This window comes from Stenotrophomonas lacuserhaii, assembly GCF_039674585.1.
Taxonomy (GTDB): Bacteria; Pseudomonadota; Gammaproteobacteria; order Xanthomonadales; family Xanthomonadaceae; genus Stenotrophomonas; species Stenotrophomonas pennii_A.
In genome coordinates this window covers 123,723-137,294 of record NZ_JBDJNU010000004.1, presented here as the reverse complement: position 1 = coordinate 137,294, position 13,572 = coordinate 123,723, and the positions used below count along the sequence as shown (strand labels likewise).

At 70.5% G+C, this 13,572-nt stretch carries 10 protein-coding genes; 7 read left to right on the top strand and 3 right to left on the bottom strand.

Features of this window, described 5'->3' with window-relative positions; genetic code table 11:
- Window positions 1-15: 15 nt before the first annotated feature.
- The 7 genes from ABE522_RS02965 (at window position 16) to ABE522_RS02935 (ending at window position 10,160) form a co-directional block, all read left to right on the top strand.
- Window positions 16-912 carry a DUF58 domain-containing protein gene (locus ABE522_RS02965; RefSeq protein ID WP_346590403.1) on the top strand — a complete coding sequence of 299 codons (897 nt, stop codon included), beginning with the start codon at window positions 16-18 and terminating at the stop codon, window positions 910-912.
- Window positions 909-2,057: a BatA domain-containing protein gene (locus tag ABE522_RS02960; RefSeq protein ID WP_406846291.1), complete on the top strand. Its 1,149-nt coding sequence runs from the start codon at window positions 909-911 to the stop codon at window positions 2,055-2,057. The genes ABE522_RS02965 and ABE522_RS02960 overlap by 4 nt, the downstream gene beginning before the upstream one ends.
- On the top strand, window positions 2,054-4,219 hold the full coding sequence (locus ABE522_RS02955; RefSeq protein WP_346590402.1) for a hypothetical protein: 2,166 nt from the start codon (window positions 2,054-2,056) through the stop codon (window positions 4,217-4,219). The genes ABE522_RS02960 and ABE522_RS02955 overlap by 4 nt, the downstream gene beginning before the upstream one ends.
- The gene (locus ABE522_RS02950) at window positions 4,216-6,048 is read left to right on the top strand and encodes a hypothetical protein (protein ID WP_346590401.1); all 1,833 of its coding nucleotides are present in this window, start codon (window positions 4,216-4,218) and stop codon (window positions 6,046-6,048) included. The genes ABE522_RS02955 and ABE522_RS02950 overlap by 4 nt, the downstream gene beginning before the upstream one ends.
- 183 nt (window positions 6,049-6,231) lie before the next feature.
- On the top strand, window positions 6,232-8,721 hold the full coding sequence (locus tag ABE522_RS02945; protein ID WP_406846290.1) for a DEAD/DEAH box helicase: 2,490 nt from the start codon (window positions 6,232-6,234) through the stop codon (window positions 8,719-8,721).
- Window positions 8,718-9,755 carry a ribonuclease H-like domain-containing protein gene (locus tag ABE522_RS02940; protein ID WP_346590400.1) on the top strand — a complete coding sequence of 346 codons (1,038 nt, stop codon included), beginning with the start codon at window positions 8,718-8,720 and terminating at the stop codon, window positions 9,753-9,755. The genes ABE522_RS02945 and ABE522_RS02940 overlap by 4 nt, the downstream gene beginning before the upstream one ends.
- Before the next feature lie 81 nt (window positions 9,756-9,836).
- Window positions 9,837-10,160, top strand: a complete 324-nt coding sequence (locus tag ABE522_RS02935) for an I78 family peptidase inhibitor (protein WP_057508953.1) — start codon at window positions 9,837-9,839, stop codon at window positions 10,158-10,160.
- 44 nt (window positions 10,161-10,204) lie between these two features.
- Here ABE522_RS02935 and ABE522_RS02930 read toward each other — a convergent pair whose 3' ends face one another.
- The 3 genes from ABE522_RS02930 to ABE522_RS02920 form a co-directional block, all read right to left on the bottom strand.
- Window positions 10,205-12,067 carry a M56 family metallopeptidase gene (locus ABE522_RS02930; protein WP_346590399.1) on the bottom strand — a complete coding sequence of 621 codons (1,863 nt, stop codon included), beginning with the start codon at window positions 12,065-12,067 and terminating at the stop codon, window positions 10,205-10,207.
- Window positions 12,068-12,070: 3 nt separating this feature from the next.
- Window positions 12,071-12,457 (bottom strand): BlaI/MecI/CopY family transcriptional regulator, encoded by a 387-nt coding sequence (locus ABE522_RS02925; protein ID WP_346590398.1) that lies wholly within the window; start codon window positions 12,455-12,457, stop codon window positions 12,071-12,073.
- 129 nt (window positions 12,458-12,586) lie between these two features.
- Window positions 12,587-13,555, bottom strand: coding sequence for an SDR family oxidoreductase (locus ABE522_RS02920; RefSeq protein ID WP_346590397.1), 969 nt, complete (start codon window positions 13,553-13,555; stop codon window positions 12,587-12,589).
- Between the last annotated feature and the right edge of the window lie 17 nt (window positions 13,556-13,572).

The following is a 13,572-nucleotide window of genomic DNA, read 5'->3' as shown; positions in this document are numbered from 1 at the left end:
CGCGACGACGCACGCGTGGACCACAACGCCCCCATTGCCCTGCCCGCCGACGTCCGCGGCCGCCTGAAGGCGCTGCGCCTGCAGCCACGCCGTGCGCACGGTGCGCACGGCATCGGCCAGCACGCCAGCCGCAGCCGGGGGGCCGGGCTGGAATTCGCGCAGTACCGCGCCTACGAACCTGGCGACGAACTGCGCCAGGTGGACTGGAAACTCTACGCACGCTCGGACCGGTTTTTCGTCCGTGAATCCGAACGCGAGAGTCCGGTAACGGCCTGGATCCTGGTCGACACCAGTGCCTCCGCCAACCAGCGTGATCGCGTGCGGCCGGACTGGTCCCGACTGGACCACGCCTGTGCGGTGGCCGCCTGCCTGGTGGAACTGGCGTTGCAGCAGGGCGATCGGTTCGGGCTGCTGGCCATCGGCGGCAGCGGCGTGCAGCTGGTGCCAGCCGGGATCGGTCCGCGCCATCGCGATCGGGTGCACCTGCAGCTGCGCCAGCTCAACGCCACGGGCACGTGGCCGCCGGCCGACACGCTGCGCCCGGTGTGGGAGCGCGTGCATGCGGGCGACATGCTGGTCGCGCTTGGCGATGGCTTCGACGAGGCTGGCATCCAGCTGCTGGAACGCCTGGCCGCCGCGCGCCGGGATGTCTTCAACGTGCAGCTGCTGACCGCCGAAGAACGCGATTTTCCGTTTACCGAAGGCCACCGGTTCCGCGATCCGGAAACCGGCACCGAGCTGCTGGGGGATGGCCGCACGCTGCGCGCGGGCTACCTGGAACGGTTCGCGCAGGCCCGGCACGCGTTGCAGGCGCGCCTGCAGTCGGCCGGCATCGCCCACGCCACCGGCTGGCTCGACGAGCCGCTGGATGCGCCGCTGCAGCGCCTGTTCGGCACGCGGAGCGGCGCATGAGCCTGTCCTTGTTGTTCCCGCTGGGGCTGCTGGCGTTGGTTTCGCTGCTGGTTCCGTTGCTGATGCATCTCGCCCGGCGGCAGCACGAGGTGCCGCTGGACTTCGCCGCGTTGCGCTGGCTGCAGGCACGTGTCCGCCCGCGCAGCCGCGTGCGGATCGACGAATGGCTGCTGCTCGTGCTGCGCCTGTTGCTGCTGGCCGCGCTGGCGCTGCTGCTGGCGCAGCCGGTGCTGCAGGGCGGAACCGCCGATGTGCGGCCGGTAACCGTGGTGGCCCCGGGGCTGGACGGCGCCGCACTGCGCGGTGCGGACAACCAAGGGGACTGGCGCTGGCTGGCCCCCGGTTTCCCGCCGTTGCAGCAGTCCCCGGCAGCGTCGACGGCGGCCTTCGCCAGCCTGCTGCGCGAGCTCGACCAGACCCTGCCGGCCGGTACACCGCTGGTGGTCCATCTTCCCGATCCGCTGCCCGGGTTGGACGGCGAGCGCATCCGGCTGTCGCGCAGCGTGCAATGGCGACCGCAGCCACTGCCGTTGACCGCCGCAGGCACCGTGCCGGAAGCGCCGCGCCTGCATGCCGGCGGCAATGGAGATCCTGCTGCGCTGCGGGTGCTCGACGCGTTGCAACGCGCGTGGACCGGTTCGCCGCTGGCCGTTGCCACCGATGACGTGCCGGCCGACGGCCGGATCGGCGTCTGGCTGGCCGCCGCGCCATTGCCGCCGGCCTGGCAGGCGTGGGTCGCCGAAGGCGGCAGCGTGCTGCGCGTCGCCACGCCTCAGCCGGGTAGTGCCGACACCGGAACCGCGACGTCCCCATGGTTGCCGGTGCTGCGCGATGCGCAGGGTGCGCTGCTGCTGGAACAACGCCGCGTGGGCCGCGGGCGCCTGCTGCGCTTCCCGGCCGCACTCTCCACCGCGGCGTTCCCCGCCGTCGCGGAGGACGATTTCCCGCGGCACCTGCGCGATGTGCTGATGCCCCCTGCGGTCCCCGCCCTCGGCATGGCGGCGGACCAGGTGCCGCTGACCGGCGCGCCCGCACCGCTGCCACGACCGCGTGACCTTGCCCCGTGGATGCTGCTGGCGATCGTGCTGCTGTTCGCGCTGGAGCGTTGGCTGGCGACGTCGGCCCGGCGCAGGAGCACGCCATGAACACGGCCGTGAGCCGCGCCTGGCAGGCAGCACGGCGACGCCAGGCAGCGCGGGTGATGGCCATCGCGGTGCCGCTGGTGGTCGCGCTGGCCGCACTCGCATGGCGGCTTGCCACGTACGACGTGGCGAGCGGGGTGCTGGCGATCGGCCTGCTCGCTGCTGCCGCACTGGCGACCTGGCGCGCGCGTGCGCTGGATCGCCGCTGGCTGGTTCGCCAGCTGGACCAGCGGCCCACGGCGCGCGACAGTGCCGACCTGCTGTTCACCGACGCCGCAACGCTCAATCCATTGCAGCTGCGCCAGCGCGAACGCATCGATGCGGCCCTGCGCCAGGATCCACCGGAGCTGCGTGCACGTTGGCCGCGGCGCGCGCTGGCAGCGGTAGGGTGCGCCAGCGTGCTGGTGGTTGCCCTCGCCTTCGGCTGGCCCCGCGCCGGCATCGAGCCCGCTTCGCACGCGTCGCGGACAGCGGCAGGCGGCACCGCTGCGGCCGTGCCACCTGCGCTGCAGTCCGCGCGCCTGCGCATCAGTGCACCGTCCTATACCGGCCAGCCGGTACGTACGCAGGGTGAACTCGACGGCAAGGTGCAACAGGACAGCCAGCTGAAGTGGTCGCTGCGTTTTTCCGGCACGCCTGCACGTGCCGCGCTGCAGTTCCACGACGGCCAGCGCGTCGAACTGACGCAGCAGGACGGGCAGTGGAGCGGCAGCTGGAAGGCTGCACGGCCGGTCCTGTACCGCGTGGTGACCGAGCCTGCGCTGCGCGACACGCGCCTGTACCGCCTGGACGTGGTGCCCGACCAGCCGCCCAACGTACGGGTGGTCGAGCCGGCGGCCACGCTGGTGCTCGGCAGGCCCGGCCAGCGCCGCTGGCAGCTGCGCTTCGAAGCCCGCGATGATCACGGCGTGGCCGCCACGGCACAGCTGAAGGTGACCCTGGCCCAGGGCAGCGGCGAGAACATCAGCTTCCGCGAGCAGGTCATCACCCTCAATGGCAGCGGCCCGGCAATGCAGCGCCGCTTCGCCCACGCGCTGGACCTGGCCGCGTTGGGTGCCAGCGCCGGCAACGATGTGATCGCGCAGCTGCAGGTGCGCGACAACCACGCGCCCACGCCGCAGACCGCGCAGAGCAGCAGCCTGATCCTTCGCCTGCCCAGCGAAGCCGACGTGCAGGAAGCCGAACTGGAAGGCATGGTCAAGCGCACCCTGCCGGCGTATTTTCGCAGCCAGCGTCAGATCATCATCGATGCCGAAGCCCTGCTCGCCCAGCGCAGCAAGCTGTCGGTCGACGAGTTCACACGGCGCTCCGATGCGATCGGCGTGGACCAGCGCATCCTGCGCCTGCGTTACGGCCAGTTCCTCGGTGAAGAAAGCGAGGGCGCGCCCAAGCCACCGCCGACCAGCGACCTGCCGACCAGCGATGTCCCCAGCAGCGACGCCCCCGCTGCCGATGATGATCACGAACACGAGGGCCATGCCGCGGACCACGATGATGAGCATGGCCACGCTCACGCTGGCAGCGACGCGCCGCAGGTGTTCGGCAGCGCCACCGACGTGCTGTCCGAATACGGCCATACCCATGACCACGCCGAGGCCGCCACCCTGCTCGATCCACAGACGCGTGCCACGTTGAAGGCCGCGCTGGACCAGATGTGGTCTTCCGAAGGCGAGCTGCGCCAGGGCCGGCCGAAAGAGGCCTTGCCGCATGCCTACAAGGCCCTGGCCTTCATCAAGGAAGTGCAGCAGGCCGAGCGGATCTACCTGGCCCGGGTGGGTCCGGAGTTGCCTCCCATCGACGAAAGCCGGCGGCTGGGCGGCAAGCGCGAGGGCATCGACAGTCGACGCCTGCCGCTGGCGGCGCTGACGGCGCCGGACCAGGCCATCGTCGCGGTCTGGCAGCAGCTCGGCGGTGCGGGCCAGCCACCGGACCTGGAGGCGTTGAATGGCTGGCTGCGTGCCAATGAAGCCCGCCTCGCCGACCCGCTCAGCCTTGCCGCGTCGATTGAAGAACTACGCATGGCCCCGGACTGCATGCGCTGCCGCGACGCGCTGCGTGCGCAGTTGTGGCGCGCCCTGCTGCGGCCGGTTCCGGCACCGGCACGGCGCAGCACCCCCGACGCGATGGGGCAGCGTTACCGCGATGCACTGGGAGCCGGACCATGACGGACAGTCGCTGGATCAGCGCGGCGATCATCGCCATCGTGCTGCTGGCCACGCTGCGCGTGCTGCTGCAGCAACGGCGCGGCGCGCGCCTGCCGCCGCTGCGGCTGGTCGCGCTGCTGGCGCTGCAGGCGCTGGCGGGTGGGCTGCTGCTGCTGGCGCTGGTGCCGCCGCAGCACACCGCGCCCCGCCATGCGCTCACCGTGCTGACCGCCGGCGCAGCGCGGGCGCCTGCAGCAGCCGACGATGCATCGACGGTGCTTGCCCTGCCGGAGTCCAACGCGCGCGCCGGCATCGCGCGCGTGCCGGACCTGGCCACCGCCCTGCGCCAGCACCCGGGAACCGAACGGCTCACCCTGGTCGGTGACGGGTTGGCGGCGCGCGATCGTGATACAGCGTTACCCGCCGAGGTGCAGTTGAGGTTGTCGCCCGCACCGCGCGGCTGGATAGACCTGCAAGCGCCGGCCGTCACCGCCCCCGGGGCGGTCTTCGCCGTGCGCGCACGTGCCCAGGGCGTGCCCGACGGCCGTGTCGAGCTGCTCGATCCCGCAGGCCAGGTCGTCGCCCGCGCCGCGCTGGACGCGAAGGGAGATGCCCGCCTGGAAGGTGTTGCGCGGGTCGTCGGTCGCACCCTGTTCCAGCTGCGGCTGCTGGACGGCAGCGATCATCGGGTGGACAGCCTCCCAGTGCCGCTGCAGGTCGCGGCGCCTGCACCGGTGCGAATGCTGATGCTGGCCGGTGCGCCGGGCCCGGAAGCCAAATACCTGCGGCGCTGGGCCGCCGATGCCGGCGTCAAGCTGCAGTTCCAGGCCAGCGTGGGGGCCGGCGTGTCCCTCGGCGACGCACCGGTGGCCCTGACCCCGGCGCGGCTTGCGGAAACAGACGTGCTGCTGCTGGACGAACGCAGCCTCGCCGCACTGGGCGCCGCGCAGTGCAACGCGGTGCAGCAGGCCCTGCGCGATGGATTGGGCGTGTTGGTACGCAGCGCGGGTCCACTGCCGGACAACGCGCGCCGCACCCTGCGTGGTTGGGGACTGCCGGTCACCGGCAATGGCCAGGCCGCGGCGTTGGAACTGGCGGGCGAATCGCAGGCTGAACTGTTACCCGCGCGGCGCGGACCGCGGCCTCCGGCGGCGGAGGCAACGCAGTGGATGGCCGAGGCCGATGCGCGTTCCCACCTTGCCGAGCTGCCGGTGCTGGAGCAGCTGACCCTGCGAGTCGCTGGCGCCCAGCCGCTGCTGCAGGATGCGGACGGCGCGGCCATCGGCGGCTGGCGCGCGAGCGGTCGCGGACGGATCGGCCTGCTGCCGGTGACCGACAGTTACCGCGCGGTGCTGGCCGGGCGCGATGATCGCCATGCGGAGCTGTGGAGCAGTGTGATCGGCCTCATCGCGCGCCCGGTCGCGGCGGCGCCCGAAGTGCTGGTGCGGTCCGATACGCCCTGGGCTGGCGAACGCGTGGTGGTGTGCGGTGTCGCGGCCGGCGCGCAGGTACGTCGCAATGCCGAAGCCGCACTGGAAACGCTGATCGTCGACCCCGCCACCGGCGCGCAGCGCTGCGCGGCCTGGTGGCCACGCCAGGCCGGCTGGCATGAACTGGTGCAGGGCGGGATGCGGCACGCGGTGTATGTGTTCGACCCCGCCAACGCCCCCGCGCTGCATCGCCAGCAGCTGCGCGACAGCACGGCGCTGCGCGTCGCCGGCGGGCACGGACGGATGTCGGCGGCCACGCAGCAGGTGCCCGGCGCGCGCTGGCCATGGCTGCTCGCCTTCGTACTGGTCGCCGGCCTGCTGTGGTGGCTGGAGCGGCGCACCACCGCAACGGACCGGTAGCGCCGAGCGATGCTCGGCGAGCGCAGCGGAAAGGCAAAGGCGTGCCGACCAACGGTCGCCACCCACCAAGCGCAGAAGCTGACGGCCAGCTCGCAGTGAATGATTCACGTGTCTGGGCAAGCGCGTCTCAGGCATTGAGACGAAGCTGTGTTCCCATACCGTTCTTTGCGGCATGTTTTCCTGATGGCTTACGAACTCGCCAAGCGCACCGCCGATGCCGAACACCAGCTCGCCACCCGCGATGGCCTGCCGGCGCGTGATGGCGCCCTGCTCGGCGCCCGTCTGCAGCGCCGTTACCACGATCGCATCACCGGCAGCTTCGCGATCCCCGGCCGCGAAGGCAGTTACGCGCCGATCCCGGACAGCGTGCCGCCGGCACTTGCCGCCGCCCTGAAAGCGCGCGGCATCGACCAGCTCTACAGCCACCAGGCGCAGGCCTGGGACGCGGCGCAGCGCGGCGAACACGTGGCCATCGTCACGCCCACCGCCAGCGGCAAATCGCTGTGCTACACCCTGCCGGTGGTCAGCGCGGCCATGCAGCACAAGGCCAAGGCCCTGTACCTGTTCCCGACCAAAGCACTGGCCCAGGACCAGGTGGCCGAGCTGCTGGAGCTCAACCGCGCCGGCGACCTCGGGGTCAAGGCCTTCACCTTCGATGGCGATACCCCTGGCGATGCGCGGCAGGCGATCCGCCTGCATGGCGACATCGTGGTCTCCAACCCGGACATGCTGCACCAGGCCATCCTGCCGCACCACACCAAGTGGGCGCAGTTCTTCGAGAACCTGCGCTACGTGGTGATCGACGAAGTGCACACCTACCGCGGCGTTTTCGGCAGCCACGTCACCAATGTGCTGCGCCGGCTGAAGCGCATCTGCGCGTTCTACGGCGTGCAACCGCAGTTCATCCTGTGCTCGGCGACCATCGGCAATCCGCAGCAGCATGCGGAGGCCCTGATCGAAGCGCCGGTCACCGCGATCACCGAATCCGGCGCCCCCAGCGGGCCCAAGCAGGTGCTGCTGTGGAACCCGCCGGTGGTCAATCCGGACCTGGGCCTGCGCGCGTCGGCGCGTTCGCAGAGCAACCGCATCGCACGCATCGCGATCAAGTCCGGGCTGAAGACGCTGGTGTTCGCGCAGAGCCGCCTGATGGTGGAAGTGCTCACCAAGTACCTCAAGGATATCTTCGACCACGACCCGCGCAAGCCCGCCCGCATCCGTGCCTACCGCGGCGGCTACCTGCCGACCGAGCGCCGCGAGACCGAACGCGCGATGCGCGCCGGGCAGATCGACGGCATCGTCAGCACCTCCGCGCTGGAGCTGGGCGTGGACATCGGCAGCCTGGACGTGGTGATCCTCAACGGCTATCCCGGCAGCGTGGCCGCCACCTGGCAGCGCTTCGGCCGCGCCGGTCGCCGCCAGCAGCCCGCGCTGGGGGTCATGGTCGCCAGCTCGCAGCCGCTGGACCAGTACGTGGTGCGGCACCCGGATTTCTTCGGCGATGCCTCGCCGGAGCATGCGCGCATCGCCCCGGACCAGCCGCTGATCCTGTTCGACCACATCCGCTGCGCCGCCTTCGAACTGCCGTTCCTGGTCGGCGATGGCTTCGGCCCGATCGACCCGGAAGTGTTCCTGGAAGCATTGGCGGAAACCGAGGTGGTGCATCGCGAAGGCGAGCGCTGGGAGTGGATCGCCGACAGCTACCCGGCCAACGCGGTCAGCCTGCGTTCGGTGGCCGATGGCAACTTCGTGGTGGTCGACCGCAGCGGCGGCAAACAGCAGATCATCGCCGAAGTGGATTATTCCGCCGCCGCGCTGACCCTGTATGAAGGCGCCATCCACATGGTGCAGTCCACCCCTTACCAGGTGGAGACGCTGGATTGGGAAGGCCGCAAGGCCTACGTCACGCGCACCCACGTGGACTACTACACCGACAGCATCGACTTCACCAAGCTCAAGGTGCTGGACCGCTTCGACGGCAACGTCGCCGGGCGCGGCGATGCACACCATGGCGAGGTGCACGTGGTGCGCCGCGTGGCCGGCTACAAGAAGATCCGCTATTACACCCACGAAAACATCGGCTACGGCCCGGTCAACCTGCCCGACCAGGAACTGCACACCACGGCGGTGTGGTGGCAGCTGCCGCAGGCGCTGCTGCTGCGCGCGTTCGCCAGCAAACAGGACGCACTTGACGGTTTCCTGGGTGCGGCCTACGCCCTGCACATCGTCGCCACGGTGGCGGTGATGGCCGACGCGCGCGACCTGCAGAAGGCGGTCGGCAACGGCGACGGCGCGTGGTTCGCCATCGCCGACCAGAGCGGCCGTGGCCAGCTGCGCGGCGAAGAAGGCGATCCCGGCGCGGTGGAACTGCTGCAGCAGTTCGTACCCACCGTATACCTGTACGACAACTTCCCCGGTGGGGTCGGCCTGAGCGAGCCGTTGTGGCTGCGCCAGCAGGAACTGGTGCAGCGCGCGCGCGAACTGGTCCAGCGCTGCGACTGCAAGGCCGGCTGCCCGGCCTGCGTCGGCCCGGTGCTGGCCGCACAGGAAGCCGACGACACCACCCCGCGTGCGCTGGCCCTGCGCGTGCTCGACCTGTTCGATGCGCAGGCCTGCGAGCACGTAGCGGACGTGTCGGTGGTGAGCGCCGATCCGCTGGAGCTGTTGGCACCGTGAGCCTGAGCCTGGACAAGCTGCGGCTGCTGCGGCGGCAGGCCGGTGACGCCAAGGCGGTTGCCCCGCCAGCGCCCGCCGGACCGTTGCCGGACCCGGCGCCCGGGCTGCCCGCCGCTGCCAACGATGCGAAACAGCCCGACGCCACGCGGTCGGTGTTTGCCTGGGTGGAAAAGGAGATCCGCCACAAGCCCACCGGGGTGGCCGCAGCGCCACGCCAGGTGGCCGATGCCAGGGGACTGCGACGCCTGCTGGGCGTGCGCGAACGCGGTAGCGAGACCCCCCGGGCACCGCGGGCGCGCGCGCAGGACCGCAGCCTGCCCGGTACCGAGATCGCGCCGGGCCTGCACCTGATCGAATCGTTCCTGCCGGGGGATGTCCCGTCGGCACCGCTGTCGCTGGCCTTCGCCAAGCGCGAACAGCAGCACGTGGCGCCGCAGGACCTGCTGTTCTTCGATACCGAAACCACCGGCCTGGCCGGCGGCACCGGCACCCGCGCCTTCATGATCGGCGCGGCCGACTGGTACCAGGATCCGGCCCGGGGGCCGGGCCTGCGCATCCGCCAGCTGATGATCTCCACCATGGCCGCCGAGACCGCCATGCTGCGCACGTTCACCGGCTGGCTGGGATCGACCACGGTGTTTTCCAGCTACAACGGCCGCAGCTACGACGCGCCGCTGCTGAAGACCCGTTATCGGCTCGCACGGCAGGGCGATCCGATCAGCGCGCTGGACCACATCGACCTGCTGTACCCGACCCGTCGCCGCTATCGCGGTGTCTGGGAAAACTGCCGGCTGGCCACCATCGAACGGCAGCTGCTGAAGGTGGTACGCGAGGATGACCTGCCCGGTTCGGAAGCACCTTCTGCCTGGCTGCGCTACCTGCGCGGCGGCGATGCGGTGAACCTGCGGCGGGTGGTCGAACACAACCACCAGGACGTGGTGACGCTGGCACAGCTGTTCCTGGCCCTGGTGGAACAGCAGGCGCAGGCCGATGTGCCACCGCCGGTGAACTGCCTGCCGTTGCAGGCAGGGTGAGCGACCGTTTACCCCACGTTGACGGCACATGGCGCCTGATGACGGCTCATGCCATTTGTCCATCGACCCGGGAGGTCCACCATGCGTTCGAATCGTTGGTTGTTGCTCAGCTGTCTGCTGCCGTTGGCCGCCTGCAGCAGTACGCCGTCCAGTGCAGATACGGCGCCGACCAACCCGAAGCCGGAAGTGGCAGGCGTGGGCAGCCATTGCCATGCCGACACGCTGACCGCGCTGAGCGGCCAGATGGCCAGCCAGGAGGTCATCGACCGTGCGGTGCGCGATGCCGGGGCGCGCACGATCCGGGTGGTCAAGCCGGGCATGGCCGTCACCATGGATTACCGCGAAGACCGCGTTACCGTCCGCGTCGACGAGCAGAACAAGATCATTTCAGCCAGCTGCGGCTGACCTGATGCGAGGGAGCGGGTCACGGCCTGCTCCCTCGTTGATGCTCAGAGCCGCACCGCGCGCCCGTCCGCCAGCGCCTTGGCGATGACCTTTTCGGCCTCGCGCGACGCACGTGCCTGCACCTCCGCCTGAAGTCGGCCCAGTTCGGCCTGTTCTTCGCCGAGCGCCGCCTGCTGCCTGCCCAGTTCGCCCTGCCGGGTAGCCAGTCGGGCCAGTTCATCATGGGCACTGTCCTGGCTCGCACCGCGCGACGCACGCGCCGCCTGCGCGGCGGCATCGCGGTTGATATCCGATGATCCCCCCAGCGCACTGCGCGCGGTGTCCCGTGCGTGCTGCGCGACCGCGCGTGCCTGTTCACCGGTACGCCGGCCCAGCTCGCCCTGCTGGCGGCCCAGCGCACCCTGCTTCACCCCCAGGGCGGCCTGTTGCTGGCCCAGTCGTGCGGCGTCGGCATACGCGGCCTGCATCTGCTCCAGCAAGGCGGTGTCGCGCACCACGTAACGCTGGTCGCCCTGGCGGAACCAGAAGCCCGCTGCACCCGCACCCAGGTCACTTCGTGCCTGGGTCACGTCATCCAGCGCACCGTCGGCATAGCTCTCATTGCCGGTGACCAGCACGTGGGCACGCGCCGGCCGCTCACCCAGGTCCAGCCGCCCGTGGGTGACCAGCGTGGCGACGCGGTGGCCACCGTCGCGGGTGACGGTATGGGTGGTGGTGCTGGCGTGTCCGCTGCGTGCGCTCGCCGGTGCCGGCGGCGGCGCAGGCGGTGCGGGTGGTACAGGCGCAGCGGCAGCGGCAGGCGCCGGTGGTGCTTCCGGTGCGGCCAACGCAGGCGGCGCAGCCGGTACGGCGGGAGCTGCAGGCGGCGACGGTGGCGCGGGCGGTGGCGGCGCGGCCGCGACCAGCCGCATCGGCAGGACCGCCACGGCCAGCACGGCCACCGTCAGCAGCGCCGTCAACGCCTTCGGGCATGCCTGGTGCTGCTGCAGCGAAACCAGGCGGCGCTTGAGACTTTGGCGGCTGGGCGCGGCACTGGCGACCCCCAGGTGCGGACGCGGCATCACGCCCAGCTGCAACAGCAGGCGGCCGTAGTCCTGGCGACGCTCGCCACGACCATCCACCACCGCCGCATCCACCGCTTCTTCGCGGGACTGTGCGTATTCGCTGACCGCCAGCCGCAGCAGCGGATGGAAGAAGAACAGGTGCTGCGCAAGGGCCGGCAGCAGGCCCCACTGCAGGTCGTTGCGCTGCAGGTGCTGCAGTTCATGGGTCAATGCCAGGTCCAGCGCATCGCCCTGCAGTGCATGCCCACCCACCGGCAACAGCAGCACCGGCCGCAACGGCCCCACCACCTGCGGCGCATCGATGTCGGCACTCATCCACAGGCGCGGCGCACGACGCAGGCCATGCGCTTCTGCCGCCAGCTGCAGGGCGCGTACCAGCGCCTGGTCATCGCACGGGGTGGCATCGGCCAGCAGCGCGCGGGTCCGCCGCCATTCGCCATGGGTACGCCAGGCCATGGCCAGCACGCCAGCCAACCACAACGCGGCCAGCGCCAATGCCCACCACGGCGTGGTCGCCAGCGCGGACGAAGCGACGCCCTCATCGGCAGTCGCCAGCCCCTGTGCCGACAGCGCAGCGGCCTGCACGTACAGCGTTTCGCCGACGGCGGGCGTGACCGATCCGGTCGCCAGCGCCGGTGCCGGCAACACCGCCAACTGCAGCGGCTGCGCCCAGAACAGGCCCAGCACCGCCTGCAGCGATACCAGCCACCACATCCGGCAGCGCGCGGCGGCGCCCAGTGACGGCACGGCGCGGCAGACGCCCCACACCAGCGCGACCAGCAGCGCGGTCTGCAGGCTGGTCCAGGCCAGTCGTTCCAGCATCACGATCAGGTTCGCATCCATGGCTCAGCCCTCCTGCCGGCGTGACTGCAGCTGTTCGACCAGTGCTTCCAGCTCGGCCAGTTCGTCGTCGCTGACCGTATCGCGCTGCGACAGATAGGCCACGAACGGCGACACCGAGCCCTGCAGGGTGCGGTCGACGAACTGCGCGATGGCGCCCTGCACCACGCTGTCCTGCCCGGCCGTGGACTGGTAGCGGTAGATGCCGTCGGCCTGCGCGCGGCGCAGGTAGTTCTTGCCGCGCAGGCGTTCCATCATGGTCAGCACGGTGGACCGGGCCAGGCCGCGCGGCTCGCCGAATCCGACCGCCACTTCGCCCACGCTGGGCGTTCCTGCCTCATCGATGTACTGCAGCAGGGCCAGTTCCTGGTCCCCGATCGTCTTGCGGTGCATGGCACGGTTCCTTGGGTGACTACACGTGTCGCCACAATGCCCATGGCGACAGATGTAGTCAACCCCCCGAAGGTCATGTGCCGACGAACGGCAACAGGGCCCGTAGCTGCCACCCCCAGGTGTTGTTACTCAGCCGCGCGGGCCGCCCATCACCGGCAGGATCGCGCCACTGATGTAGCTGGAACAGCTGGGCGCGGCCAGGAACACGTAGGCAGGCGACAGTTCTTCCGGCTGCGCGGCGCGGCCCATGTCGCTGTCCTGGCCGAACTCGCCCACGTCCGGCGCGGCCTTGTCGGCCGGATTCAGCGGCGTCCACACCGGGCCCGGCGCCACGCAGTTGACCCGGATGCCACGTGGCAGCAGCTGGCTTGCCAGTGCCTTGGTGAAGGCATGGATGGCGCCCTTGGTGGCCGAGTAGTCAATCAGCGACTTGCTGCCGAACAGGCCGGTTTCCGAGCCCGAATTGACGATGCTGGCGCCCTCGCCGAGGTGCGGCAGCACGGCGCGGGCCATCTGGATATAACCGCCGATGTTGGTCTGCAGGGTCTCCTGCAGATGCGCATCATCGAGGTCTTCCAGGCGATGGCAGTGCAGCTGGAAGGCCGCGTTGTTGACCAGGATGTCGATGCCACCGAAGGCCTTGGCCACCTGCTTCACCGCGCGGTTGCAGAACTTCGGATCACGCACGTCCCCGGCGATCACGATGCAGCGTCCGCCTTCGCGCTCCACGTGCTGGCGGGTGACATCGGCATCTTCGTGTTCGTCCAGGTGCAGCACCGCCACATCCGCGCCTTCGCGCGCATACAGCACGGCGACCGCGCGGCCGATGCCGGAGTCGCCGCCGGTGACGATCGCACGCAGGCCCTTGAGCTTGCCACTGCCCACGTAGTCCGGCGCCAGGAAGCGGGGTGACAGGTCCAGTTCGTGTTCGTTGCCGGGCTTGGCGATGTTCTGCGCGGGCATCTTTTCCGGTTGCCTGCGGGTGCCGGCCTGGCTGGTTTTCTTCTTGCTGGCCTGCTTTCCGGCAGCGGTGTCCTTGGCCTTTTCTTCACTCTGGAGGCGGCGCTGGCGGCTCGCCGTTTTTTTCGCGGTTGCCATGAACTTTTTTCTCCTGC

Bases quoted from the DNA above. Each gene is read 5' to 3' on its own strand.
- ABE522_RS02935 (WP_057508953.1), top strand. From the start codon at position 9,837: ATGCGTTCGAATCGTTGGTTGTTGCTCAGCTGTCTGCTGCCGTTGGCC.
- ABE522_RS02945 (WP_406846290.1), top strand. From the start codon at position 6,232: ATGGCTTACGAACTCGCCAAGCGCACCGCCGATGCCGAACACCAGCTC.
- ABE522_RS02955 (WP_346590402.1), top strand. From the start codon at position 2,054: ATGAACACGGCCGTGAGCCGCGCCTGGCAGGCAGCACGGCGACGCCAG.
- ABE522_RS02925 (WP_346590398.1), bottom strand. From the start codon at position 12,457: ATGCACCGCAAGACGATCGGGGACCAGGAACTGGCCCTGCTGCAGTAC.
- ABE522_RS02960 (WP_406846291.1), top strand. From the start codon at position 909: ATGAGCCTGTCCTTGTTGTTCCCGCTGGGGCTGCTGGCGTTGGTTTCG.
- ABE522_RS02930 (WP_346590399.1), bottom strand. From the start codon at position 12,067: ATGGATGCGAACCTGATCGTGATGCTGGAACGACTGGCCTGGACCAGC.
- ABE522_RS02920 (WP_346590397.1), bottom strand. From the start codon at position 13,555: ATGGCAACCGCGAAAAAAACGGCGAGCCGCCAGCGCCGCCTCCAGAGT.
- ABE522_RS02950 (WP_346590401.1), top strand. From the start codon at position 4,216: ATGACGGACAGTCGCTGGATCAGCGCGGCGATCATCGCCATCGTGCTG.